The organism is Corynebacterium mustelae, from assembly GCF_001020985.1.
Classification (GTDB): Bacteria; Actinomycetota; Actinomycetes; order Mycobacteriales; family Mycobacteriaceae; genus Corynebacterium; species Corynebacterium mustelae.
This window is the reverse complement of the sequence record NZ_CP011542.1, coordinates 3,359,200-3,385,521: the sequence shown is the minus strand read 5'-3', so window position 1 is coordinate 3,385,521 and position 26,322 is coordinate 3,359,200. Positions and strand designations below refer to the sequence as shown.

Sequence of the window (26,322 nt, the reverse complement as noted above, 5' to 3'; positions counted from 1 at the left end):
CTCATCATGGACGCCCGGCTGCAACGCTTGACTACCGAAGCGATTCCGCTGGTGCATTATAACTGCGCACGCAGTGTTTTCTGGGAGTTGTGCCCCAGCGTGCAGGGCACTCCCCGTTTGGATGCTGCTTTTGAAAAGGAGGTGTGGTTGGCCACCGGGTTATTGGAGGGGGATTCTGGTGGTTTCAATCTGATTCACCCGCGTCCAACAGTTGCGCCAATTAGGGCAATCGCAACGATCCTTTATTGTAATCCCGCTGTTGCGCCAGGGGTGGTGCAACTACCCAGTGCGCCAGTGTCACCAGATGCGCGACTGATAACCTCGTTGCACATTGATCCGGTGATTGCTGATACTGGATTAGAAACGGTGATGGTTGATGCTGTGGTGATGGAATTGGTCGCAGCAGAAGTACCCGCTGTTGAGGTTTTTGGACTCCGTAGTGAAGCAGCGTCGAGAGCCGCTTCGCTTACCGATGAATCGGTGGCGCGAATAGTCGAATGTGCGGGTTCTGTGGGGCTTATTGATGTCCATTTCTGGGAATCCGCTGGTTTTATGGTGGTCCAGGATCATCCAGTGTTACCTAGGCTGAGAATGGAATTGCCGCCAGTGCGCGAATTACTCACGGAGCTGGCGGCGGAAGAACTACTTAACCGGATTTATGCTTAAACATCAAGCATTTCTTGTTCCAGTAACTGACTGAACTTGTAAGTTCCAGTAGGTTGATCGTCACGATCCATTAAATATAGTCGTTTAACAGCGACGACAATCGCTTCGGCAATGGCGTCACGTTTTGCCGGATTAGTAAGAATCCGGACATCGCCTGGGTTAGTAAGATAACCAGTAACAACCTCCACACAAGGCATCTGTGTCATTCGTAACAAATCCCATGTGCGAGCATGATTTCCGCAGTTGACCAGCTTGGTGCGAGCGGCGATTTCCCGCTGAATAAAACCAGAGAGCAATTCTCCGGTCATAGAGGAATTACCCATTTCGGATCCGAAATAAAATGTCGCGCAGCCAGAGGCTTTGTCGTTGCGATAGCGATCAGCTTGCAGGCAGATCATCAAATCGGCGTTGAAAGCGTTGGCTATGTCCGCTCGCTGCCGAAGCGATGGGTTGTCTTGACGGGGACGTGACACGATGGTTTCCATGCCGGCTGCAATCATGCGGCCTTCAACCCGGCAGGCCAGGTCCCACATTAATTCTTCTTCAGTGATGTCACCATAGATGCCACTAACGGTTAGCCCCTTATCAGCCCCACCAAGTGATGGGTCAATAACTACCCGTTTTCCGGTTAATCTAGGGCCAGCGGCGCGCATGCGTTCGCGTTCATGGAGGTTTTGTGGTGAACCGCCGGTAATTCTGCGACCGAGTCGTCCAAGGGCGCGGATAGTATTGGGGCCGCAAATCCCATCCATATTCAGCCCGTAATTCATTTGGTACTTCAACAAACCCTGGTGGGTGCAGGGTCCGAAATGACCATCGATCCGGTCAGCATAGAAGCCGAGTTCCTGCAGTTGTTTTTGCAGTTGGACGACATCGTCGCCGATCATCTCATTATTGGGTTGATAGCTTAAAACCCGGGCACCTAGCCTATAGGACGCTTCCCTTAGAACCCGAAGTGTGGTTTCGTCGATTTCGCCGGAGGCGATGATGCCTCGGGATTGTTGGAAGCCACGTAGTGCAGCTTCCAATTCCGCGTCAAAGATCGTGTCTGAGTCTTTGAAAACCTGATCAGTTTTAACATCTTGACTAAAATTTGGGATTAACCCAAGACGCGCTAATGCAGCACGCACTTCGGCGACCCGGGGGCTATGGTCGCCGACTTTCAACACCTCAGACACGGTACTCCAATCCATTGCAATTCAATCTAGTTCTAATGTAGTAAATCGATTGTTGCTTTGGATCAGAATACCAGTCACAAATGATTCTCGAATTTTGCCACGATCGCTTGCTTGTTGCGACCAGGCAAGAACTGGTCCACTAGCTCGCCATTCTTATACACAATAAGGGTAGGAATGGACATGACTTGGAACATGGCAGCTAAGTTTCGTTCCTGATCGACATTGACTTTGCCAACCACAAGTTTGTCGGAATACTCAGCTGCGATTTCCTCGATGACGGGATTAAGTTTCTTGCAGGGACCACACCACTCAGCCCAAAAGTCCACGAGGACTGGTTTATCGGATTCGACTACTTCGGTACGGAAGTTTTGTTCGGTGATGGTAACAATGGACATGACTGTATCCTTTTCTTTCTGTGGTTTTAGTTAAGCGGACTGCAAACTGTACACAACAGCTTATAGCTCAGCTAGGTAGTTTTGGGCATCGATAGCGCCACGACAACCAGAACCTGCTGCGGTGATCGCTTGGCGATAATGGTTATCTACCAGGTCACCGATGGCAAATACACCGGGAATATTGGTCCGGGTAGATGGGTGTTCCACAACAACATAGCCTGCGTCGTCGGTGGTTACGACATCGCTAAAAAGCTGTGAACGAGGATCGTGCCCGATAGCGACGAAAAGCGCGGTCGCATCTAAGGTTGAGGTTTCCCCGGTGACGGTGTCGGTGAGTTCCAGGCCGGAAACAGCGTTGTCCCCCAGCACCTTCGCAACGGTCTTGTTCGTGAGGAAATTGATTTTCTCGTTGTTTCGTGCCCGCTCCAACATGATCGGAGAAGCTCGGAATTCTTCGCGACGATGCACAATGGTGACGGTGGTTGCGAACTTGGTGAGGAAGATTGCTTCCTCCATGGCTGAATCTCCACCGCCGATAACGGCGATGTGGTGGTCTTTAAAGAAGAACCCGTCACAGGTAGCGCATGCGGATACACCTCGACCAAGTAACTCTTGTTCTCCTGGAACATTCAGGTAGCGAGGGGCGGAACCAGTGGCAAGAATCACGCTACGTGCATGGTGTTCACCCGAATCGGACCACACTTTTTTGATGTCTCCGGTGAGATCAACCTTGGTTACTTCTTCCATTCTGAGATCAGCACCAAATTTTTCCGCTTGGTTGCGCATGTGATCCATGAGCTCAGGACCTTGAATGCCTTCGGGGAATCCAGGGAAATTCTCCACCTCTGTGGTGGTCATTAGCGATCCACCTGATTCGTAGCCTTCGAAAACAACCGGCTTAAGTTCGGCCCGTGCAGCATAGAGTGCCGCTGTGTAACCAGCTGGGCCGGATCCGATAATGATCAGATCATGTACCGAGGTTTCTGCTTCGGTCATGTAGTCTGCCTTCCAGTAAAAAATTTTGTCAATAATAATTTCTATTGGGATGTATCGTCCTCATCCAATACAACCATGTGGAAGTCCAGTCTATTCCGCCTTGCTTTGTGTCGTTGTGTTTAGCCCGCGATTTCGCCCAACATTTCTCTGATTTGTGCTTTAGCCCGAGCCCGGCGCGATTTGATGGTTCCAGGCTTAACACCTTGTAATTCCGCTGCTTGAGTGAGGTTATATCCTTGGAAGTCCATGAGGATAATGGCGTCGCGATGCTCAGTTGGCAGTGAGTTAACAACTGTGTTTACTGTCATAGTTTCGGCGTGGGTTTTTAGGGGATCGTAGCTGATGCGGGAGTCGCGGGAATACTGCCCTTCGGGATCATCGAGTTCAGCTACTTCTTTTTTGATTACTCGGTGTCGGTAATCGTATGCGGCGTTGCAGACTAGTCGGTATAGCCAGGTTCGTAATTTGGCGTAACCGCTGTATTTATCAAGACTACGGCTAACGGTCAGCAACGTTTCCTGTAGTACGTCTTCGGCGTCATGATCGCAGTCAACGTGGCGGCGTGCCGCCCACCATAGCATGCGGTGGTGCCTGGTGATGATTGCGGTAAAAGCGTTGGTGTCGCCACCTAGGTAGGCGGCGATGAGTTCGTCGTCGGTTGCATCTTGGTACTTTTCGACGGTGGAATGTGGCTGTTTATACAGATTGGCATCGGATAACCGCGTGATTTCTTCGGTGAGTAACTCTGCGGTTGACTCCGTGGTTGATGTGGTGTGTTGTAGTGTGTGTTCCACCATTTCTCCCCCAAGATGTATAAATTAGCCTTCTGGTTAGTTGGGTTAGATACGTACTATTGGAAATAACTTCCTAGTTAATGTTTGACTAATATGTGGTGGTTTTTAAAGGTTTTGGCTGCGCAATATATTTATCGCGATTTTGCTGCGAAAATTAAAGTTAGCAGTTTTGTTATTTTTGTGGGGTGCTACCAGCAGATATTCTAAAAGCCTTCTGTCGTGCCTTTGATTTTTTAGCGTTCGTTCTAACCCCGATAAGGCACACCTATCCACTGCCCCCGTCGTATTTTTACCGACTAATCCCCATGAGAAAACCCCACTAGCAGAACCAAGGGTGACTGGTACTGCCGGTGGGGTAAAGCCTTGTAATTTAATGAGCTACGGGGACCCAACTAACTGGATTTCCGCAATTGTTGTGGGTTCACCATCGGCTCTGGTGTTGATCCACACAACGACCTCGTTCACCGATTCTGGGGTATCCAGTGGGATGTTAGTGCGAGACTGAGTGATGGTAGTGCTGGCAAGTGTGTACTCCTCTACCAGCGTGTCAATACCAGTTCGGGCTGCAGCGGTGGTCAATTCCGTATCAGCTGCACCCAAAATTGTAATTTCGGTCCCGACAGATGCCCCACTAACCACTACGGTATTGAGCATCTGATTTTCGGGTAGCGTGATCAGTAATCCGGATTCTGGTTCCGCATTCCACACTGTTGCCGGGTCACCATCATGACTTAGTGCTGCGGTTTCGTTTGGCACTGGCCAGCCCCATGCGGATTCGGAATCAAGAATCACACCTGGGTGCGTCTGACTTGTCGACGGAATCGAATGCAGCGTTTCCGGTTTAAGCGGCGACTCATCGTTATCTCGGTTGACCCAGGAAGTCAGATAAGCGGTAATCAACGCGGCGACAATCACGAGCAACGTTGCACCAACAATGACGATACCGGTGGCTGTGGTGGAGTAACCTTTGCGGCCAAATCCAGGCGTTTCAACTGGTTTCGGTGCTTCCTCCTCGGTAACGGCGAGTGATTGATCCAGCTTGCTGGTGTGTTCCTGCGGTACGTCCTTGAATAGGTTGTCGTAGGCGCCCGGTAGGTCCGCCAATTCGCAGGTAAGCAACGAATGTATGCTCTCGGGTGCGGTGGGGGCGTCGACAAGCGAACTCAGCGCGGTACGTAGTGACCGTAAATCTTGTTCGGTGGATGCCGAATCCAAAACAGCAGGGAACGCTAAAACTGCAATGCCATCGGTATTGATACGAATACGTGCCCGGTTATCCACGCCAAGAACTCCGTGCGTGGAGGCCGCAACCAACGGTCGCATCGCATGGGCAGCAGCATAGGGATTAACATCTTCGTCTGCCACCGAGGCAAGGGAACTTCCCGGAACCCAATCGGCGATTACTAAACACCCATTACGGTATGAACGTACCTCAATATTTGACGCAATGGCCGGGCTAGAAAGCCGCCCGAGGTTCAAGGTACGCAGAGCAACCCGTTCACTTGCGGCGCGGGCATCCGCCGGGCTTGCTGGTGCCAACGGTGCCAACCCGGAAGTATCCACAAACGTCAACGCCACTTCCCTACCGGTTGCTTTTTCTTTAGCATGCCAGAACCGCGCCCCCGGCACCGAGCCGTGGTCAGCCAATAATCGGAACATGCCGTCGGAAACTTCCGCGCCGGGAACCAGGCGCGGCCCCCGCACAATGCCAGCTGACATCGGCGGCGGTACTGGGGTCGCGTTGAAGGAATCGTCGATATAGGTAGCCGCAGCCCGTAATTGCTGCACACCACCTGCCTCTGGAATTTCGTCGCTTGCTAAAGGTGGGTTGATGTACTTGCCCACCCCAGGGATGCGTTGAACCACCCGGCCCAAAACTGCCAACTCATCCAAGCCGGACCTGGAAAGAACAATGCCAGTAATGATGAGGAAAAACAGGCCAACGATCGCCAATTGCACCAGGTAGCCGATGCTGCCCAGCATGTTCCACACTGGATCCAAAGTGTCCGATAACACCGCAATCAGGCCGTAGGCTGACATTCCCGCGAAGATGGATGCCCCCAATGCCCAGGCGCAGGTGCGCCCCACCTCAACGGTGCTAAGCCGACCGAGTTTGCGGCGTAATAAAAACCCACCGATAACCGCGCCAGCGATGAAACCGAAACCATTAGCCGCCGCCAGCAACACCACAACTCGCTGCGGCGAACTGGCGAAAACTGGTGCCAGCATGGACAGCGCCACTTTTGTTGCGGTGATGCCAGCAATAATAAACGTCGGTGTCCACGCCTCTTCCCGGGCGTAAAACACGCGCAAATGCAGCAGTACGGTGGCATACGGGATTAACGTAAACGCGGAGAAGCTTAACGTCCACCCAAGGATCGTGGCGTCATTGAGGTCAAACTTGCCGTACAGGAACAATCCCTTGGCAATCGCGGTGCCGAAAATGGTGAAGAACACCACGATAGGAATAAGCGCGATAAAGGTCAGTTTGGAACCAACCACCAAATCCCGCACCACCGCGCGATCGTCACCATCGGCGGCATTACGCGACAACCGTGGCATGATCGCCGTCAGAAGAGTAACGCCGATGATGCCGTACGGTACCTGCAGCAATAACCACGCCTGATAATAGGTATTCGGTGCGCCGGCGTCTGCCTCGGAGGCGATACGTGTCGTTACTGTGTAACCCAATTGCGATATGGCCACATACACCACAATGGCTGCCGCCATACCACCAAATTGTTTGAGCCTGGCATCAATCCCCCACAGCGGTTTGAGGGATACCCCAGCCTTTTTAATATACGGAATGAGAATCAAAGCCTGGACAATCACACCAAGGGTGGTGCCGATGCCTAACAGCATGATGTGTGGATCGAAAATACCCGCCGGGTTTTTAGGATCGATTTCACCCGGAACAAACCAGTAGGTGGTCATCACCGCCAGCACAATGATGTTATTGATCACCGGGGCCCACGCGCCGGGTTTGAAGATATCTTTGGTGTTTAACACCGCCATGAGTAGAGCAAAAAGCCCATAGAAAAAGATCTGTGGTAGCAGCCAATAAGCGAAACTCGTCGCCTGAACCACATTTACTTGACCCTCGGATTTCAACATGATTCGGGTCAGCAACGGTGCGGCTATCACCGAGGCTATCGTGATGACTCCCAATAACGTCATCGCTAGCGTAAATAGTCGCCTAATAAAGGCTTCACCCCGATCCGGGTCTTCTTTTTCGGCACGCACTAACACCGGCACCACGAGTGAGGTTAGCACCGCACCCAAGACGATTTCGGTTACTAGGTTGGGTAACTGGTTGGCGATATTGAATGCCGAAGCGATCGCATTGCCCAGTGTCGCGGTGATCAAAACATTGCGCAGGAACCCAGTAATACGGCTTAGCAAGGTGGCTATCGCCATGGAACCGGTTGATTGCAGCACCTTGGAATCAGATGTTTCCGTCGAAGTTTCTGTTGTATCAACCGAATCCGGCGCTTCAGTTGCTACCGCTACCGATCCGTTGTTTTTAGCTTGGTGTGTCCCCCGGTCGCGGTGCGGCGTCGTGGTAGTCGTGCCAGATTCCGCTGCCGCTAACGCGGCGATGGCCGGGGGTGCCTGATTGAGCTTGGAACGGTCGTTGGCAGGTTTGGGTTGTGCCTGGACCTTCCGCGCTGTGGGCACAGGTGCGGGCGGCGTGGGCGGGATTATTCGTCGGCGAAGTCCCGGCTGTTGACCGTTCTCACTCAAGTGCGAACACTCCTTGGGTTGATGTGGGTCCATCAAGCAGCCTCACTGATAACGATCAGTAACGGCCGCATTGATTACTACTTAAATAATTCAGATTATCAGTGATAAAAGCTATCGCAGGAGTTCTTGTAGCATTAGTCACAACTAACCAGCGCGGATGACCTGTTAGCCTGTGTCCAAGCAAGGTATTAGCCAGCACGTTAACCCGGAAATTTGTTCTTTGCTTTTCGACGCTTAAACGCCGCAGACCTACCACAGCCCGTCATACACCAGGTGATCCGGGGTAGCTGCCTAAAAACAAAACCATCCCCAAACCTCAATGCTTTAAGGAGTGGGGATGGTGTGTAATCATACTGGGTTGCTGGACCCACCGAAGGCGTTACAAACCGTATAGTCGGCTACGTGTCAGAAGCGCGCGATCGTGCGCCACATCTACAGCCATGCCGTTACGATCCAACAAATCCAAACACTCGGGAATGATCTCCTTAGTGAAGCTTCGAACCCTATGGCCGAAAAAATTGTAGTAATTGGAAGTGAACTTCATGGAACTACCCACCCCAGACTCTGTGTGACTTCAATTTTTTCAATGACGCCACTTTATATCGCGTACACGTTGGCTCGAAGTCCCATTAACGCTGTAGTGCGAAGATTTTCTGCAATGTATCTACTGATTTCTGGCACACAGTTTCTGGTGCCAATTTAAAAACAGAAGAAGACGTTAGTGAGGTAACAACGATTCGTCCCCGATTGGTCGGCACGACAATAGTACAGTTATTTTCTAAATCTTCATCACCGAAGTCATGGTATTTATGTTGATACCAGTGCTCAGGTAGTGGAATTACTGGATCGGTGACCACTTCCGCATAAGTAGTGACCTGGTCCGGCGTGACAGTGTCAGCTGCGATACTAACGCCAAAGTCACTATTGGAACTATCAATGGACTTTAACGAACAAATGATTAAATGATCCATCGTCACATGAGGCTCCACCGAAAACGTGAAACCAAGCTGCGCGTATTCTTCCTGAGAGATCTCCGTACACGGATTAAAAATTTTGAAGTTCGGATCATTCAAATCAAACGTGCCAGTACCCGCTTCTAAAACCTCCCCTAGCGTTTCCGGTTCAGCGGCAGGTGTTGACACCAAATGCTGCTGAGTCTGTGCCTGGTTTTTGGCGGCGAGATAGTGGCTAATGGGGCCAGCTAACCCGCAGCCAGATAGAAAAAAGACACAGCAGATTACAATCGGAGCCGCGATGCGGCGTGTTAAATGAGAATTCGCTTTTTCGCGCGGAATGGTTTCTGATTTTTTCATGATCATTTTTATCTACCCTCACAAATCCACTGGCCACCAGCGTGAATCCATATAGATAATGTACTATATCAAGCGCGGCGTACCCCCAAGCGATACCCCAGCATCACCAATGAACCTGGAACAGCCAGATGTAATGTACAGCGATGCACCAAAAGTGCTGGTTCTACCAGTGTCGGTGTGGCCGAAGCGATTAGTGTTCTTCTGGGCGCTGGTGCCGGATTCGTCGATAAGCAATGCGGCCAAACAGCGCAGTTACTAAGCCGATAAGCGCGACTACCACCAAACCGGAAGCGCCGATGATGCCGGAACGGGTTTGCACACCAATTGTTACTGGTTCCGAGAACTGCGAATCATCGTTCGCTGCCAACCACAGCGACAAATCGGTACGGTGATCTGCGGAATTGGTGGGTAGGTCGGCGGTCATGTGAACCGTGATGGATCCTTTGGCGGGAATAAACAAGTTTTCTGGCACATTAATATGGGCGCCACGTGGGCCGTTATACCTAATTCGGGCATCTACCGGAAGTGGCAAGCCGTTCTGAGCCACAATGAGAAGCGGCGAGGAATCTGAGATTCGGGTATAGACGTTACCTGGCGGGAGCAATGTCACTGAGGTACGAAGTTCCGTCAACACTTGATAATTGTTATTAAGCAGGCTCTTGGCATCGGCGACATGGGCGTCGTAGGTCGCGATCGCGGCGCGGTCGTTATGGGTAAACGCACGCAGCACGTCGTGGCGCAGCGGCGCAGTAAACCCATAAGGGGTCAACGCAATGGCTGGATCAGTCATCATTAATTGGGTCAGATTATCCACTGATTGTAATTGACGCTGCGCCTGTAGCACCTCCGTATCGGAGATAACCGTGGGGTCGTCGTAAGGCGCACCAAATTCAAGTGCTTCACCGCTAGCGAGCCGTTCGGCGGTCAACCGGTCTAATTCCGTTGTCTCCACACCGGAAGGCGTAACGTATTCCGATAATGTCATTGGGCTTGCAGCCGCGGAGTCAAGCAACTGGCCGATAGTAGATAACCACTGGGTGGCATCAGAAAGCGTGGGCGGCATTTGAACCAACAATGGTTTGTCCGTTGCGGCGAAATTATATTCCCCAACGGTCATGCGGATAGCGGCATCACCAGTGGCGCGCCGGGCAGCGAGGGCATCGATTCGGGAATCGTAGCGGGAGCTGTAGCTGCCGTAGCCAACAGTAATGGGATTAGGGGTCGCTTCGGCTAATGTCGCAGCTAGCGAACCAGGGTAACTAACTGCCCGAACGCCGGGGGCAAGGTAGGCGAAACGTCCTGATTGGGGGGTGTTCCACACCGTATTGTCGGCAACGAGAACCGAAACGGGCTCGCTGATTGCTGGTTCGGACGGTGCAGTACCGCTGGCTCGCTTCGACCAATCGGCGGCGATATCCGGATAGGAGATTTCGCCATCATCGTTAGTGGTGGTGAAGCTAGCGGTGTCCGCCCACCGCAATTGGGGTGCGGTTTGTTCGGTGATATAACCACTGCCTGGAATAACAACATTGCTTAACGGGGTGATATTCAGCACGCGCGCGATAGTGGCGGTGCCTTGCTGAATAGCCTCACGCATGGTCCATTGGTTTCCGGTGGCTGCAACCGCGTTGATGTCAGTGTTCGCCCACGGCAAAGCGACAGTGCAGGATGCCTGTTGGGCAAGCTGTGCTAAACGGTCGAGCCACTCGCGGGCCGCCTCGGCACCATATCCGACAGTTCCGCGTGGTTCCTCGGCTTGGAAATTCCAGGAGTCACGAAGGCGGCGGTTTTGGCTAACGGAACTCGGTCGTTGGTGGGACACCATATAACCATCTGCCATGCGTGCGACGGTATCTACCAATTGTGGGTCTAATGCCAGACATATGGCATTAGATAAGCCTGGTGAGGCAGTTGTTTCGTCGGCGTAATCGTCAAGCAATTCATCTAGCCGCCCGCCTTCGGTTAATTGTTGTGCTAATTGCTCACTGTGCAGTATCAGCGGTGCTTGTTTCGGCGCCTCACCCATCTCGCCACCGACGATGTCCACTTGGGCGGTGAGGGGGAAAACCACACTCATTCGAGTAGGTTGTTGTGCAGATGATGTATCGCCGAGTGGGGTGCTGGTTGCTCCGTTAGATGTGGGATCGGTGGGTTCTGGTGGGGTGTCCCGCCCGACATGAATAAGGAAGCGTTGGGTGCTGAGTAATTCTTGGCTGGCAGCGGATCGCAACCCGAGCGAAATTGGGTAGGTACCGGGGGTTGCAATGGCTAACCCGCCTGGCGTTGTGGCATTGGTAGCCATGGAGATGCTGATTTCGCGGGATTGGCCAGGGGCTATCGTGTCGGATTTATTGATAGGCTCCGCAAAATACGGGAACGCGCTGGAATCTTGAGCCAGAATATTACGTGCAGCGGATAACGACTCAGGGATATTGGCGTGCTGTGCGACAATGCTAAACCCGTGGAGTGGTTCCGGAGAATCATTTATTACTCGGATTGTGATGGGTAGTGTTTCACCAACTGCAATATGAGACTGGAGTCCTACTACTTCAAGGCGAAATTCCGGATGGTTTTCTTCAGTGCGCACGTCGGGATTGACCCATCGCGCAGCGGTTGCCGGATTCGTCGGCGAATTGGGCAGTGCATCGCCTAAGACTTCAGGCGGATGGATTCCGCCGTAAACGGCCATGATGCCGATGACGGTGGCACCCGTGATTGTACTAGTAAGGGTGCGGGGCCACGACATGTGACGGATATAAGTCATCGCGGGGTACCCCTTCCTTCTGCTAGTTCTTTACGCGCTAGATCTGGCAGAAGAGTGTGGGCGATTCGGGCAAGTTTGCGTTCGTCGGCGTAAGCGAAATGCTCTATTAATGCGGAAGCGGGTATCCAAGAGACTTCGGTTACCTCGGGGTCTTCGTCGTTAAGCGCCCCATCGACGTAGCGTAGGAGGTGATGGTGCACGGTTTTATGGATTCTGGTTCCATCGGAAACGAACCAGTAATCAATGACTCCTAATTCGGCGAATACCTCACCGTGGATTCCAGTTTCTTCCCACACTTCTCGCTCGGCAGTGACAGCGATGTCCTCACCGTTTTCCACGTGCCCTTTAGGCATGGACCACAGCAATCGGCCCCGCCGATCCAAGCGGCCAATGAGCGCGACATAAATCCGGCTAAGATCGACGTTCCCGTCTGGTTGCACCGATTCCGCTAAACCAGAGATAACTAAACCGCCCGCAGAGGTTTCGATGCGGGTCTCCATCTGCGTACTTGGGTAGGTACTACGCCGATAGTTTTTTCTGTGGGTGCCAGTACGTTGGGTTTTAGCCGCTGCTTTTCGACGCCCCTTCGTGCGCTTGTTAGTTGCGGTTTGTGCGGGCTCGGATGTGCGGCGTCGGCGGTTTTTTGTGCGATTGGTAGCGGATTGAGCATTATTGGGTTTTTCGCGCTTGCCCCCGGCTACCGCATTTGGGGTGGGTGAAGATGGGTTTGCTGATTGCTCAGACTGACGGGTATTTCGGTTAGGGGCTTTCCGGTTTGTTTTGTGAGAATCGTGGGTGTTTTTGCCGCTGCCCTCGCCACGGCCACGCCGATGGCGGCGTCGGCGGCTAGTGTCGTCCCCGGACCGCTTGGTGTGATGCGGTCTGTTGTTCTCAGTCATCCTAGTGATCGTAACCTTAAAGCTGTATTAGTTGGGGCATTTGCAGCAGGTGTGCCCAAAGTTCCTCTACGAAGTATTCAATGATAGCGCGTGCCGGCGGGTAGAATCATGCCCTGTGACTGAACACATCGAAACTCTTTCCGTCCGTACCCCTAAAGAGGCGTTGGCACAGGCTCAGACTGCGCTGCAGCCGCTCATGCCTGTGGTGGCACCATTGGCCGAGTTGTTTCATAACCAGGGACACAAGCTTTATCTCGTGGGCGGATCGGTGCGGGATGCCTTGCTTGGAAGCTTAGGTCACGATTTAGATTTCACTACCGACGCCAGGCCAGATGTAGTTTTGAAAATTTTGGAGGGCTGCGCAGATGCAGTCTGGGACACTGGCATTGTGTTTGGCACCGTGTCAGCTGAAATGGCAGGCCAACAAATCGAAATTACTACATTCCGCTCCGATGTATATGACGGCGATTCCCGCAACCCACAAGTCCAGTTTGGCGACACCTTGGCGGGGGACCTGATTCGGCGGGATTTCCGAGTTAATGCGATGGCTATTGAAATCCTGCCCGATGGCACCATGGAGTTTTTCGATCCGGTGGCGGGTTTGGCGGATTTGGTAACTGGGACCTTGGACACCCCGGCAGCTCCAGAGCAAAGCTTTAACGATGATCCGTTACGGATGCTACGTGCCACTCGATTCGTATCACAATTGGGTTTTAAAGTTGCAGACCGGGTATATGATGCATTGGTTGAACTAGCACCACATATCCAACGCATCACAGCGGAACGAGTCCAAGCTGAATTGGACAAAACCATCCTGGGTGCAGCGCCGTGGGACGGGATAGATCTCATGGTTGAAACAGGGCTGGCAGACTTTGTTTTCCCCGAGTTGCCTGCTCTCAAACTCACTCAAGACGAACATCAACAGCATAAAGATGTGTATCGGCACTCCCTCACCGTGCTCAAACAGGCTGTCGATCGGGAGGATGAACCTGATCTGATTTTGCGGTGGGCGGCATTGACCCACGATATTGGTAAACCTGACACCCGGGAATTTACTGAGGCCGGGAAAGTGACGTTTCATCACCACGAAGTGGTGGGGGCAAAGTTGGTGCGGAAACGGTTACGCGCACTTAAATACCCAAAGGCAGTGGTGAAAGATGTGAGCCAATTGGTCTACCTGCACATGCGGTTTCATGGTTTCAGCGAAGGCCAATGGACCGATTCTGCTGTGCGACGATACGTTACTGATGCTGGGGAATTGCTTCCGAAACTGCATAAACTGGTGCGCGCTGATTGCACTACTCGCAATAAACGCAAAGCTGAGCGGTTGCAGCGTACCTATGATCATTTAGAAAGCCGCATCGCGGATATTGCGGCGCAAGAGGATCTGGCGCGGGTACGGCCTGACCTAGACGGAAACGAAATTATGCAGATTCTGAACCTTAAACCAGGACCCGAAGTGGGCAAGGCATGGGCGTTCCTTAAAGAATTACGGCTAGAATACGGGCCGTTGGAGCGTGATGTGGCTATACAAAAACTCCTGGAGTGGTGGGCTAATCAGAACGCTAGTTCTAACGACTGAGAGGGAAATCAATGTCTGAAGTATACTCAGATCGTCTGTTTAATGGGATGGAACGTGCTGAGCCTGCACCGGGAATGCTGCTTGTGGCTGCCCCTGGGATGCAGTCAGAAGAATTTGCTCGCTCGGTCATCATGTTGATTGAGCACGATCATACAACTACATTTGGCGTCAATTTGGCTTATCGAACAGATATTGCTGTAGCTAATGTTCTTCCGGAATGGGCTGAATGTGTTTCCAAGCCACAAGCGATGTATCTGGGTGGTCCGCTTGCCCATCAGTCTGCGGTCGGGGTTGCGGTGACCAAGCCGGAGGTTGATCTGGTTAGTCGAGCGCACTTTAATCGGCTAGCTAATCGAATTGCTTTGGTTGATTTAACATCCGATCCAGCTGAGGTAAAACCTGACCTTAGTGGGATGCGAATGTTTATTGGATATTCGGAATGGGCGCCGGGGCAATTGGCTGCGGAAATTGAGCGTGGTGAATGGTTTGTGGCTCCATGCTTGCCTTCGGACGTCATTGCTGCAGGTAACGTTGATATTTGGGGCGACGTGATGCGTCGACAAGCAATGCCACTTCCGTTGTTTGCCACATTCCCGGCAGAACTCGGAGAAAACTAAAAGTGGGGCGTTTCACGTGAAACGCCCCACTTTTAGTTTAATTCTGGAAATTTCGCTAGGGTTTCGGCCCATAACGCATTAAAATCCGTCTCGGAAATTTCAGTGGTCGTAATATCTGGGAAATCTCCATAGTTTCGTGGGTGTGGAACTATATCTTGGGGTGGTGCGGCGAGCCCAGCCACTACCCCACTGGCAGCGCCCCCATGAATCACTCCATGCGGATCTAATTCAATAATGCGCAGCATTCTGCAGCTAGAGCTATCGATTTCTTCTAATTCAGCAATGTGTGTGGTGCTACCCGCTCCGGGGATTGTCATGTCTAATCGGATAAAAATAGTCATGTATCTCAGCTTATAGTCTAACCAGCACTGCGTGCATACCGGCTTGCCAGCCAGGAACACATCATCAATTGCACCTGATGGAAAATCATCAGCGGAACAATAAGGATGCCGATATTTCCGCCGCCAAAAATAACCGCCGCCATCGGTAACCCAGTGGCAAGCGATTTTTTAGAACCGCAGAATTGGATTGCTTTGATATCGGCTTCGGTAAACCCAAGTTTTTGGGCGACCCAGCGGGAAAGCCATAGCATTGCCGCAACTAAGGCTACTGAAAACAGTACCAAGCTGATTATCTCGATCGGGCCCACCTTCTGCCACACTCCGGATACCACGCCTGCCGAGAACGCCGCATATACCACCATCGCGATCGAACCACGATCAACAACTTTGGTTGCGTTTCGCGCTGCAAACTGCGCAAGCCAGGGTCGACATAACTGCCCAAGAATAAACGGCAGCAGTAATTGTATGGCAATATCCATAAACACTTGGGTATCAATCTGAACACCGTCACCGCCCAGAAGTGCGGCGTTCATCGTCAGCATGACTAAGACCGGGGTGAGTACTACCCCAAGCACATTGCTTAACGACGCACTCACGATCGCACCTGCGACGTTGCCTTTAGCGATCGATGTAAAAGCCACCGAAGACTGCACTGTTGATGGCACCAGCGTCAGATATAAAACTCCCAGATAGAGCTCTGGATTTAGGTGCATCCCCAGCGGTCGAAGTGCAATGCCAATCACAGGGAATACTAAAAATGTAAAGGCAACGATAGTAGAGTGCAGGCGCCAATGCTTAACACCATCGAGCGCTTGGGCGGTGGATAAGCGCGCGCCATAGAGAAAAAACAGCACTGCGATCGCAATCTTTGTGGCATAGCCAAACCAGACTGCAAACCATCCGCCGGCTGGCGCTATGATGGCGATGATTACCGCGAGGATAATAAGAACAATCAGGGGATCAAGTTTCGCTAACCAACTCCGCATACCCCTAAGTGTAGAAGTTGCCAGCACGCGGTGTGTAATACGGGTAGCGTTGAAGCATGAGTACAACTAAGCAGTCTCCTCTTTTCACGCCAATAACGCTGCGTGGACTTGATATTCGCAATCGTATTTTTCTTCCACCTATGTGCCAGTATCAAGCGACAGGGTTAGACGGAATGCCAACCGATTGGCATCTCGTGCATTATGGTGCCCGCGCTGCAGGTGGTTTCGGCTTGATCATGGTGGAAGCTGCCGCAATTTCTCCGAACGGTCGAATCTCTAATCAATGTGTTGGGTTGTGGAATGATGAACAAGCTTCGGCATGGCGTCCAATCGTTGATTTTTGTCATGCCCAAGGTGCAGCGATGGGGGTGCAGTTGATCCATGCTGGCCGAAAAGCGGCGACATATCCAGGACTTCCCGGTTTCGAGTCCGGGTCGATCCCGGTTGATGATGGCGGCTGGGTTACTGTGGCACCAAGCGCAGAGCCGTTCCCGGGGCTAGCCCCACCTGAGGAACTTACTGTTAAAGAGATCAAGGGCGTTGTAGCCGACTTTGCGGCCGCGGCGCGGCGAGCTATGACGGTTGGTTTTGATACGGTAGAAATCCACGCGGCACATGGGTACCTATTGCATCAATTCCTCTCCCCTGTTTCCAACCGCCGGACAGATAACTATGGTGGAAGCTTTGAAAATCGGATCCGGTTGCTGATTGAGGTTGTCGACGCAGTCCGGTCTGTTATTTCTGATACGGCACCACTATTCCTACGAATTTCGGCTACGGATTGGTTAGAAGACGCCCCAGGTTTAACCTCATGGACAATTCAAGAAAGCGTTGCGTTGGCAAGAATTCTCCGCGATCGTGGCGTAGATATAGTCGATGTTTCGAGTGGTGGTTTGGTTCCGGCACCGATCGTCTCTGGCCCTGGGTATCAGGTGCCGTTTGCGGAGGCGGTGCGCCAAGGCGCTGACATTCCGGTGGTGGCGGTGGGACAACTCGGCGATCCAGTATTAGCGCAGCGCGTGCTTTTCGACGCTAAAGCTGATGCAGTGGATATTGGCCGTGCCGCATTATTTGACCCGGCGTGGCCCTTGCGGGCAGCCCGGTTACTAGGGTTGGCTGAAGGGGAATGGCCCGTGCCGGAAAGTTATCATCGTGGCATGTGGGGGTGATGAATAGGAATGTTTCACGTGAAACATTCCTATTCTGCCACGTTAAAGGTTTCCCCTTCCAATGTGACTTTTCGAGGCCTGAGTCCGTCTCGACTGGGCCCATCGATTACGGAACCGTCGACGATATCGAAGGTGGAACCGTGTCGGGTGCATCGAACGGCACTGCCGGTCACCTGAGTGATGGGATATCCTTGGTGTGGGCAGATACTGGAGTATGCTTTGTACTCCCCTGCTACGGGTTGGGCGATGATAATGTCACCATCAATAACCGCGCTTCCCACCGGTACGTCAGTGGCAGTGACTGAAATTTTATCCGCTCTGCTACTGCACGCCGCTAACACTGCTCCGGCGAAAGTGGTTGCCGTACCAATAAGAAACATTCGGCGACTGCATGACGTTGCATCGTGATCGGTCATGTTTCTAGTATGGCACCTTTATAGCTGGAGTGGAATTTGATTATTTTCCTAAGATATGAGCCCTACTTTTGCAGGCGGATTAATTTCGTCACTGTGACTTTTTCTAAAAAGAATAATGGGTGATGTTTCACGTGAAACATCACCTTGAAAATATTGTGGAACTTTTAGCGGGTGGCGGCCTTCATTGTGCTGACGAAATTATGAAGCTCCTGAAGCATGGTTCCATGATCGTTGATGACTACTCTTCCAGTAGAGTCAGTAGCGCAGTGTTTTTCAATGATGGCGGTAATGGCGGAGCCGGTAATCGCTCCGGCGGCGCCGGATGTGATGGCATCTGTAACGTGTTGCGGTGTGGAAATACCAAAACCGAGCAACACTGGCGCACCCCCATATTTGCTGATATTAGCTACTACGTCGGATAGTCCGGTAGTAGAGGATTCTCGTTCTGTGCCGGTAACACCATCCCTGGAAATTGCGTAAATGTAGCCTTTGGAATGAGCCGCAACACCAGCCAAAGTCTGTTCCGCCGCCTGGGCAGGTGCTATGAAAATCGGGAAGATGCCAGCCTGTTCGGCTGCCGCGATAAAGGGCCTGCCCTCCCTAACGGGGACATCAGGAATTAAAATGCTATCCGCTCCCGCCGCAGCGAATTCTTGATAGAAGCGGTCGAGCCCTCGGCTGAAAGGGACATTTCCGTAGATCAATAGGCCAATAGGTACATCTGGGAATTCTGAGCGAATGCGTCCGATAAGGTCAATGGCGGATTCTATCGTTGCGCCGTTGGCAAGTGCCCGAATATGGGAACGTTGGATTGTTGGGCCGTCAGCTACTGGGTCGGAAAATGGCACCCCTAGCTCTAAGGCGTCCGCTCCAGCGGCTATCACGGTTCGTACGATTTCCATCGAAACTTCCGGGGTTGGATCGCCCAACATGATAAACGGAACAAATGCGCCCTCCTGATTGGAGGCAAGACGTTCGAACATGCTGTGGTAGCGGTCGGTTATTGAAGAAATCATGGGTCTAATCCTTTAATGCAAGCTCTGGATGCGTGGTAAGTGTGCGACGAATGTGGTCAACATCCTTATCGCCTCGGCCGGATAGAGAAACGAGAATCGTGAGATGTTGACCGTTTGCTTCAGCTTCTTCTGCTCGTCGTAAAGCGTAGGCCAACGCGTGGGAAGATTCTAACGCTGGAATAATTCCCTCATGGCGCGCTAATAGTTGAAATGCTTGCAACGCTTCAGCATCGGTGATCGGCACATACGAAGCACGACCGGTGCTGGCTAAATACGCATGCTCTGGACCAACGCCCGGGTAATCAAGACCTGCTGAGATGGAATAGGATTCTTCCACCTGACCTTCACTATCGCGCATAAGATAGCTGCGTGCGCCGTGAAGAATTCCAATCTGCCCGTTGCAAATGGTTGCGCCGTGATGTCCAGAATCTACACCGTACCCACCTGGCTCGGTGCCGATTAACTCGACCTCGGGTTCGTCGATAAACTCGGCAAACATGCCAATGGCATTAGAACCGCCACCGACGCACGCGACAACAACGTCCGGAAGGCCACCAATGCGCTCCCGCATTTGCAGCTTGGCCTCTTCGGAGATGACCCGGTGGAACTCTTTAACGATTGTGGGAAATGGGTGTGGACCAGCCGCAGTGCCTAGCAGATAATGAGACTCGTGGAATGTAGCCGTCCAATCCCGTAGTGCTTCATTGACCGCATCCTTTAGGGTCCCTGAGCCGGAATCAACCGGTACTACCGTAGCACCCATGAGCTGCATACGATACACATTCGGTTGTTGCCGTTCGACGTCTTTTGCACCCATGTAAATCACGCAATCCAAACCCAGTAGCGCGCAGGCGAGTGCAGTTGCGGTGCCATGTTGTCCGGCACCGGTTTCCGCGATAATACGGGTCTTGCCCATGCGCTTAGCTAACAGTGCCTGACCGATAACCTGATTAGTTTTATGTGCGCCACCATGCACTAGATCTTCCCGCTTCAAAAAAATCCGTGCATATCCCCTCCCCTTTCCTTCCGTGGGAAGGTGAAGGCATTCGGTGATGGGGGTAGGCCGACCCAAATAATCGCGGAGGTAATCGGATAACTCCGCTTTAAAGCTCGGGTCGGCCATTGCGTCCACGAATGCTTGCTCTAATTGGTCGAGTGCCGGGATGAGCGATTCTGGAACGTATTGGCCGCCAAATTCACCAAAATAGGCGGGTAGAATAGTCGCGCCACCGGCGCTTTTTGGTGGTTGGTTCATGAAAAAACTCTTTCTAGTGAGTATTGAATTGAAAGGTTCGGATGGTGGAAAAGGCTCGGTTTAAAGCAGCTGTGTCCTTAACACCATGCCACTGCTTGGTATTGACGCTGCCATATTCAACTCCGGAATTGATGTCTAGACCAGCGCAGCCAGTAGTCAGGGCGGCGTTGGTGTTGGTTGGTGAAATCCCGCCTGCGATGAGCGATGAGGATTTCACTTTTTCAGGTATAACAGACCAATCAAAGCGGGTTCCGGTGCCACCGCTACCTGAATCAAGTACCAGCATATCCGTAGCCTCACTCAGGGCAAGTGCCCATTCTGGCCCGTATGGTTCGGTCATGGATATTGCGCGCCAGATAGCGATATCGGCTGGAATTTCTTGTCGTATCCGCGCAATTAGCGCTAGTTCGCTGTCTATCGATCCTTGATACGGGCTATGTATCTGCACGGCCGTGATGCCCGGTTGGATCAGTTCTTGCCAACCAGTAGTACGGCGGGAAACGGCAACGTAATCTAGATTAGGTTCTGCCGCAATGATTTTTTCCGATGTTTCACGTGAAACATTACGCGGTGATGTTTCCTCAAAGATCAATCCGCCATAGGTTGCACCGACAGCGCGAGCAGCTTGTGCGGCTGTGGTGGTGGTTAGGCCACAGACCTTATTGGGGCCGTACACAAGCATTCGGGCGGCCTTGTCGATGTCTGGCTGGCTGGTGAGCTGAGAGCCGACCAGAAAACCATTGCAATGTGCGCTTAACCTACGAACGGTTGCGTTATCTCGAATGCCGGATTCTGCGATCACAACAGCATCCTCGGGAAGTAATGCTGATAGCTTCTCCGACCGACTGAGGTCGATGCTGAGGTCGTGGAGATTGCGGTGGTTAATTCCAAAGATGCGTGCCCCCAGGCGGATCGCTCGCGCTACTTCAGCCTCATCGATGACTTCGGTTAGTACATCCATGTTGAAGCGTGCGGCCAATTGCGACAGTGTTTGGTATTCCTCATCGGAAAGCACACTTAGCATTAAAAGGATGGCGTCCGCGCCAAAATAGCGTGCGGCATGTATTTGTACCGGATCGATTATAAAATCTTTACACAAAACCGGCAGATGGGTGGTGGCGGCCACCGCCTGCAAGTGGTCATAGTCGCCTTCAAAGAACTCTGGTTCGCACAGCACCGAGATTCCTGCGGCGTAACGACTATACACCCGGGCAATGTCTCCAGGATTGAAGTGTTGGCGAATTAGACCTAAGGAAGGTGACGCCTTCTTGCACTCCATGATGTATGCCGCTCCCCCACGCCCTGCCTGTTTAAGGTTGGCATAGAGACTGCGTGTTGATTCTGCTAAAGAATTAACGTCCACATGGGCGATTCGTGCACCTATGCGCGGTATATCGGTGCGACGCTTGTCGACGATCTTCTCAAGGACTGTCGGTAGTACCGATGTTTCACGTGAAACATTGTTATTAGGTAGTTCCATAATCTGCATCCTCATGAGTGGCGAGCCAATTGTGTACAGTGTGGTTATGCAATAATTCCAGGGCTAGTTCTGCACCTTCACGCATGGAATCAGCTGCACCATGCAAATAAAACATTGCTCCTGCCGATGCTGCGAGTGCATGGTTTTGGGCAGTCGTTCCTTCCCCTTTAAAAATACTGCGCAGAATCGTGGCATTGGCTATGCCATCACCGCCCACCAAATCGGACAGTGGATGACGGCTGAGCCCCAGATCTTCTGGTTCGATTTCGTAATGGGTAATTTCGCCGTCCTTCAGCTCCCATACCTGCGTGGAACCGTGCACGGCGATTTCGTCGACACCGGAGCCGTGGACCACCAAGGCGCGACTGCGTCCGAGTTCTCTAAATACCTCGGCGATCATATGCCCCATACGGGGGTTAGCGATACCCATTATTTGTAGTTCAGGGCGGGCGGGCGACAGGATCGGACCGAGTGTGTTAAAGATCGTGGGTAGCCGAAGTGCACGTCGGACTGGCATTACATGTGCGACGGCTGGATGGTATGCCGGGGCGAATAGGAAGGTAAAGTTTGACGCCTCAACCTGACGTACTGCACGTTCTGGATCAAGGTCTAGTGGGATATTGAGGGCCTCTAGCACATCAGCGGAACCAGACTGTGAGCTTACCGATCGGTTCCCGCATTTGACGACACGGCAACCGCCTGCCGCGGTGATTAGCGATGCCCCGGTCGAAATATTGAAAGTATTAGAACGGTCGCCGCCGGTGCCTGCTGTATCTAGCACTCCTTCCCCGGTGATAGGGAAAGGTCGCGCTGCGTTTACGAAGGCGCGGGCGGCCCCCAGAATATCAGCCAGCGTTTCGCCACGAGTACGTAGAGTGGCGAGCAATGCGGCGATGTGTACGTCGTCGTATTCCCCAGTCGTGAGAGGGGTGAATACGGCTTGCGCTTCCTCGGCTGTCGGTTGGGGGTTATCAAGATACGCTATGAGTCGATCAAGATGGTGAGATGAAGTCATGTTTATTCAACTTTCGCGTGAAGACCTGTTTTGTCACAGTGATGTTATTTGGGGGTAGTGGTGGAGATGAGAGTCTCGATGCACCGATCGAGAATTATCGGCCCATTCGGGCTCAAAATGCTCTCAGGATGGAACTGTAGCCCGATAGCCATGCCATCGGCCGTCCTGGCTGCCATGATGACCGCGCCAAGCTTAGTGGTTTCACAGGTGCCAAGTACAACAATGTCAGCGGGTGCATCAGTGGCGCGGCAGCCAAGCGAATGATAGCGGGCGACCGGAACGGTTTTTCCGATATGCCCGATCTCGGGTCGGTCGTCTGTTGTTAGCTGTTCAAAAATTTTGCTCTCACGGCCAGCGTGTGTCAGCTGCATTGCGTCTGTGACACCGTGTACTGGCCCGCAGGGCTGAACCGTTGCACCATAATGTGCCAATAGTGCCTGAAAGCCGAGACAAATTCCTAAAATTGGGATTTGTCCCAGGGTTGCGTCGATAAGCTGCATCATGGTGCCAGCATCGAGCGGATGACCAGGACCCGGTGACAAACAAATAATGTCTGGTTCAACAGCCAAAATTTCGGTTACGGGGACGGAATTGCGAAAGACAGTGCAGCGGTAGCCACCAACCGCAAAGGCATCAACCAGGTTGTAGACAAAAGAATCGTGATTGTCGATCAAAACGACGTGAATCGAAGCGTCACTCATCGTTGTACCTCCGGAAACTTTGATTGGGCTGTAGCTATCGCGGTTAGTACTGCATATGCCTTATGAACCGTCTCGTCGGCCTCGGCCTGTGGTTGGGAGTCACGTACAACGCCTGCACCCGCTTGGACGGTGGCGATTCCTCCTTGAACGTAGGCTGAGCGAATGACGATCGCGGTGTCCATGGATCCGTCACCACTGAGATATCCCACTGCCCCACCATAGGAGCCGCGCCGTACCCCCTCAGTTTCCCGAATGAGTTCCATCGCGCGTAGCTTCGGCGCGCCGGTCAATGTACCCATATTCATACAGGCTCGATAGGCATCAAGTGCATCAAAATCAGAATCAAGAGTAGCCGTAACCCGACTGACCAAATGCATGACTCGCGAATAACGGTCGACTTGCAGTAGTTCCGCCACTTTCCGGGTAGCTGGTACAGCCACACGAGCGAGGTCGTTGCGGGCTAAATCTACCAACATGATATGCTCGGCCATTTCTTTGGCGTCGGTACGCATCTCGAGTTCGGCCCGAATATCTAGTTCGTGATTGATCTGCCCGTCGGCAGTCAAGCCGCGCGGACGCGTACCAGCGATAGGATATAGCTGAACTTCGCGGGAGGTGGCGGTGAACTTCAGGTTAGATTCCGGCGATGCCCCAAACAGCTCAAATGGCTCTCCAGCAGCAAGACCATGAAAATAAAACATGTAGGGGCTCGGATTAACAGCACGCAGTGATCGATAGGCTGCGAAGGCATCGGGGCAGCTAGCGCTAAACGATCGTGCCGGAACGACTTGGTATATATCCCCATCAGCAATGTTGCCCTGCAAACGTTCCACGTGCCCCCGGAAATCCGCGTCGGTAACGCTGGCCATAACTGGTAGCGCCGAAGTTGGTGTTGGTGTTGATTCAGTCGATTCAGCTACAAAACTGGCCACCGCATCGCTGAGCTTTTCGACGCTTTCAGTCACCGCATCCTGAGAAAGCGCTACGCATTCAATACTTGCGGTTTGTGTGAGGTGATCGATGCGCAGCAATTGTTCCGCTACGAGGAACTGATAGTCGGGAAACGTATTCTGGCCGACCTGTACTTCTGGTAATTGTTCGAAGGAATCGATGTAGTCAAATGCGAATCCACCTCCCAGCATTGGCAGGGTTTCACTATGGTAGCCAGCGTCTAGCTGCAAGGCGCGTAAAACAGCTGCGGTGCTCGGTGCTTTTAATCGTTCTCGTTCGTTATGTGCGCTGGTCGGTGGAAACTGAAATACCAACCTAGTTGCACGATCAGATGTCACATATTCATGCAACTGCCCTGCCAGCCGACGGAGCATCGCCTCGCCGGTTAACGTCAAAGCATCAACGGTCACGGAGTACTGTTCGCAGGTTATCCGCAACGCCGCCGTGATAATTGCCATGCATGCCGTGTTCTTTTTGGAGTCTATATCTGCACTTTCCAAAAGTAGAGTATTGGGGTTGGTTACCCCACCTAGTGCCTCAAATAAAGCAGCGGCGTCGGCATGATAGCGAACTGATGAATGTTTCACGTGAAACATTGACGAATTTCCGAGAGGGGTTTGTGAAGGCGTCGTGGTACTCATCCTTATTGCCCCACACCTTCCTGAGCATTTGACTCGGTGATCATGGCCGCTAAAACTTCTGCAACCTTTGGACTTGTAACATCAGTTGTAGCGGGGTCCTCGGCAGCGAGGTCACCGAGGAGATTTCGAACATAATTAACATCCTTGTCACCCCTGCCTGAAAGGTTGACCAGGATGTTAACTGGTTTATCGGTTTCTTCGGCCTGTTCGGCTAATTTGAGGGCATATGCCAGCGCATGCGCGGACTCTAATGCGGGAATGATGCCTTCATATCGACTGAGCAATCGGAATGCCTGCAACGCTTCTGCGTCTGTAATGCCAACATATTGAGCGCGCCCGGTGTTCATTAAATAAGAGTGTTCCGGTCCAACTCCTGGGTAGTCGAGTCCAGCGGAGACGGAATGTGAGTGTTGGAGTGTTCCATCACTGTTCAGCATGACGTAGGTGCGGGATCCATGTAGTACTCCGACTTCCCCGCGGTTTAGTGGCGCTCCATGTTTGCCGGAATCAAGTCCTTCACCGGCTGGTTCAACCCCAACGAGAGTAACATCGTCGTTTCCTGGCTTATCGGTGAGATAATCTGCAAATGCGCCAATGGCATTGGAGCCGCCGCCGACACACGCAACCACTACATCAGGGAGCGCACCATCTAGCCGTTCAATCATTTGTTCGCGGGACTCGCGGGAAATAACGGCTTGGAATTCTTTAACCAATGTTGGGAAAGGGTGAGGGCCACAGGCAGAACCTAGCAGATAGTGAGTGCTGTCCAAGTTCTCTACCCAGTCCGCTAACGCGACATCGATGGCATCCGACATGGAATCGCCGTGTTCGTTGGTAACTGGTACAACCGTTGCCCCCATCAACCGCATTCGATATACATTAGGCTGCTGCCGGGCTACATCCTTGGCCCCCATATAGATTGTGCAGTCCATGCCCATCAAAGCTGCGACCATAGCAGTGGCGGTTCCGTGCTGGCCAGCACCAGTTTCTGCTATGAGGCGAGTCTTTCCCATCCGCTTAGCAATAAGTGCTTGCGCCAATACTTGGTTACCTTTGTGGGCGCCGCCATGTACCAGGTCTTCTCTTTTAAGGAAAATTCGGGCCTTCCCCCTTCCCCGGCCCGGTAGTGGAAGGTTCGCGCATTCAGTGATCGGGGTTGGTCGGCCAAGAAAATTCCGTCGAAGCTCGTCTAATTCCTTTTCAAAGGTGGGATCGGAGAGAACCTCGACAAAACCCGCTTCGAGTTGGTCTAATACTGGAAGCAACACGTCTGGGACGTGTTGGCCACCGAAATCACCGAAGTAGGCGTCGATGAGGGTTTTGCGAAGATTTTTGTCAGTCATGGGAACCTTTCGTATGCAGCGGTGCGGGTACTTCCGTGCTGTGAATGGGTTCCCGAAATA

General features: G+C 52.4%; 22 protein-coding genes. 4 read left to right on the top strand and 18 right to left on the bottom strand.

Translation table 11 applies throughout. The annotated features are described in order from the left end of the window. Positions 1-6 precede the first annotated feature (6 nt). Positions 7-666 carry a hypothetical protein gene (locus tag CMUST_RS15160; protein ID WP_047263215.1) on the top strand — a complete coding sequence of 220 codons (660 nt, stop codon included), beginning with the start codon at positions 7-9 and terminating at the stop codon, positions 664-666. Here the strand turns inward: CMUST_RS15160 and CMUST_RS15155 are convergent. The 8 genes from CMUST_RS15155 to CMUST_RS15120 all read right to left on the bottom strand — a co-directional run bounded on the left by CMUST_RS15155 (position 663) and on the right by CMUST_RS15120 (position 12,749). Then, a complete protein-coding gene (locus CMUST_RS15155; protein ID WP_047263214.1) occupies positions 663-1,844 on the bottom strand; it encodes an N-acetylmuramoyl-L-alanine amidase in 1,182 nt (393 codons plus the stop codon). The two genes, CMUST_RS15160 and CMUST_RS15155, sit on opposite strands and share 4 nt — an antisense overlap. A gap of 74 nt (positions 1,845-1,918) precedes the next feature. Then, positions 1,919-2,239 (bottom strand): thioredoxin, encoded by a 321-nt coding sequence (gene trxA, locus CMUST_RS15150; RefSeq protein ID WP_047263213.1) that lies wholly within the window; start codon positions 2,237-2,239, stop codon positions 1,919-1,921. Positions 2,240-2,299: 60 nt separating this feature from the next. Continuing rightward, positions 2,300-3,235, bottom strand: coding sequence for a thioredoxin-disulfide reductase (gene trxB, locus CMUST_RS15145; RefSeq protein ID WP_047263212.1), 936 nt, complete (start codon positions 3,233-3,235; stop codon positions 2,300-2,302). 119 nt (positions 3,236-3,354) lie between these two features. Further along, the gene (locus CMUST_RS15140; RefSeq protein WP_052844822.1) at positions 3,355-4,032 is read right to left on the bottom strand and encodes an RNA polymerase sigma factor; all 678 of its coding nucleotides are present in this window, start codon (positions 4,030-4,032) and stop codon (positions 3,355-3,357) included. Between the two features lie 375 nt (positions 4,033-4,407). Then, positions 4,408-7,806 carry a murein biosynthesis integral membrane protein MurJ gene (gene murJ / locus CMUST_RS15135; protein ID WP_047263211.1) on the bottom strand — a complete coding sequence of 1,133 codons (3,399 nt, stop codon included), beginning with the start codon at positions 7,804-7,806 and terminating at the stop codon, positions 4,408-4,410. Between the two features lie 596 nt (positions 7,807-8,402). Next, positions 8,403-9,086 (bottom strand): DUF3558 family protein, encoded by a 684-nt coding sequence (locus CMUST_RS15130; RefSeq protein WP_158408248.1) that lies wholly within the window; start codon positions 9,084-9,086, stop codon positions 8,403-8,405. 190 nt (positions 9,087-9,276) lie between these two features. Then, positions 9,277-11,850 carry a hypothetical protein gene (locus CMUST_RS15125; protein ID WP_047263209.1) on the bottom strand — a complete coding sequence of 858 codons (2,574 nt, stop codon included), beginning with the start codon at positions 11,848-11,850 and terminating at the stop codon, positions 9,277-9,279. Further along, positions 11,847-12,749 (bottom strand): NUDIX hydrolase, encoded by a 903-nt coding sequence (locus tag CMUST_RS15120; RefSeq protein ID WP_047263208.1) that lies wholly within the window; start codon positions 12,747-12,749, stop codon positions 11,847-11,849. The genes CMUST_RS15125 and CMUST_RS15120 overlap by 4 nt, the downstream gene beginning before the upstream one ends. A gap of 115 nt (positions 12,750-12,864) precedes the next feature. On the opposite strand from CMUST_RS15120, the gene CMUST_RS15115 reads away from it, so the two are divergent. Continuing rightward, positions 12,865-14,331, top strand: a complete 1,467-nt coding sequence (locus CMUST_RS15115) for a CCA tRNA nucleotidyltransferase (protein WP_047263207.1) — start codon at positions 12,865-12,867, stop codon at positions 14,329-14,331. An 11-nt stretch (positions 14,332-14,342) separates the two neighbouring features. Then, on the top strand, positions 14,343-14,948 hold the full coding sequence (locus CMUST_RS15110; protein ID WP_047263206.1) for a YqgE/AlgH family protein: 606 nt from the start codon (positions 14,343-14,345) through the stop codon (positions 14,946-14,948). Between the two features lie 32 nt (positions 14,949-14,980). On the opposite strand, the gene CMUST_RS15105 is transcribed toward CMUST_RS15110, so the two are convergent. Both CMUST_RS15105 and CMUST_RS15100 read right to left on the bottom strand, forming a co-directional pair. Beyond that, positions 14,981-15,289, bottom strand: a complete 309-nt coding sequence (locus CMUST_RS15105) for a hypothetical protein (RefSeq protein ID WP_047263205.1) — start codon at positions 15,287-15,289, stop codon at positions 14,981-14,983. A gap of 17 nt (positions 15,290-15,306) precedes the next feature. Then, positions 15,307-16,275, bottom strand: a complete 969-nt coding sequence (locus CMUST_RS15100; RefSeq protein WP_047263204.1) for a bile acid:sodium symporter family protein — start codon at positions 16,273-16,275, stop codon at positions 15,307-15,309. Positions 16,276-16,331: 56 nt separating this feature from the next. On the opposite strand from CMUST_RS15100, the gene CMUST_RS15095 reads away from it, so the two are divergent. Continuing rightward, on the top strand, positions 16,332-17,444 hold the full coding sequence (locus CMUST_RS15095; protein WP_047263203.1) for an NADH:flavin oxidoreductase/NADH oxidase: 1,113 nt from the start codon (positions 16,332-16,334) through the stop codon (positions 17,442-17,444). Positions 17,445-17,473: 29 nt separating this feature from the next. Here CMUST_RS15095 and CMUST_RS15090 read toward each other — a convergent pair whose 3' ends face one another. The 8 genes from CMUST_RS15090 to trpB (CMUST_RS15055) form a co-directional block, all read right to left on the bottom strand. Next, positions 17,474-17,860, bottom strand: a complete 387-nt coding sequence (locus tag CMUST_RS15090) for a Rieske (2Fe-2S) protein (protein WP_047263202.1) — start codon at positions 17,858-17,860, stop codon at positions 17,474-17,476. Positions 17,861-18,024: 164 nt separating this feature from the next. Next, entirely contained in the window at positions 18,025-18,876 is an 852-nt protein-coding gene (gene trpA / locus CMUST_RS15085; protein ID WP_047263201.1) for a tryptophan synthase subunit alpha, read from the bottom strand. Positions 18,877-18,880: 4 nt separating this feature from the next. After that, entirely contained in the window at positions 18,881-20,131 is a 1,251-nt protein-coding gene (trpB, locus tag CMUST_RS15080) for a tryptophan synthase subunit beta (protein ID WP_047263200.1), read from the bottom strand. Positions 20,132-20,144: 13 nt separating this feature from the next. After that, the gene (gene trpCF, locus CMUST_RS15075) at positions 20,145-21,611 is read right to left on the bottom strand and encodes a bifunctional indole-3-glycerol-phosphate synthase TrpC/phosphoribosylanthranilate isomerase TrpF (RefSeq protein WP_047263199.1); all 1,467 of its coding nucleotides are present in this window, start codon (positions 21,609-21,611) and stop codon (positions 20,145-20,147) included. After that, the gene (trpD, locus tag CMUST_RS15070; protein ID WP_047263198.1) at positions 21,598-22,626 is read right to left on the bottom strand and encodes an anthranilate phosphoribosyltransferase; all 1,029 of its coding nucleotides are present in this window, start codon (positions 22,624-22,626) and stop codon (positions 21,598-21,600) included. Before trpD ends, trpCF begins: the two co-directional genes overlap by 14 nt. A gap of 44 nt (positions 22,627-22,670) precedes the next feature. Further along, a complete protein-coding gene (locus CMUST_RS15065) occupies positions 22,671-23,327 on the bottom strand; it encodes an anthranilate synthase component II (protein ID WP_047263197.1) in 657 nt (218 codons plus the stop codon). Further along, positions 23,324-24,874, bottom strand: a complete 1,551-nt coding sequence (locus CMUST_RS15060) for an anthranilate synthase component 1 (RefSeq protein WP_047263723.1) — start codon at positions 24,872-24,874, stop codon at positions 23,324-23,326. Before CMUST_RS15060 ends, CMUST_RS15065 begins: the two co-directional genes overlap by 4 nt. A 47-nt stretch (positions 24,875-24,921) precedes the next feature. Beyond that, complete coding sequence (gene trpB, locus CMUST_RS15055) at positions 24,922-26,262, bottom strand: tryptophan synthase subunit beta (RefSeq protein ID WP_047263196.1); 1,341 nt, start codon at positions 26,260-26,262, stop codon at positions 24,922-24,924. Positions 26,263-26,322: the final 60 nt, after the last annotated feature.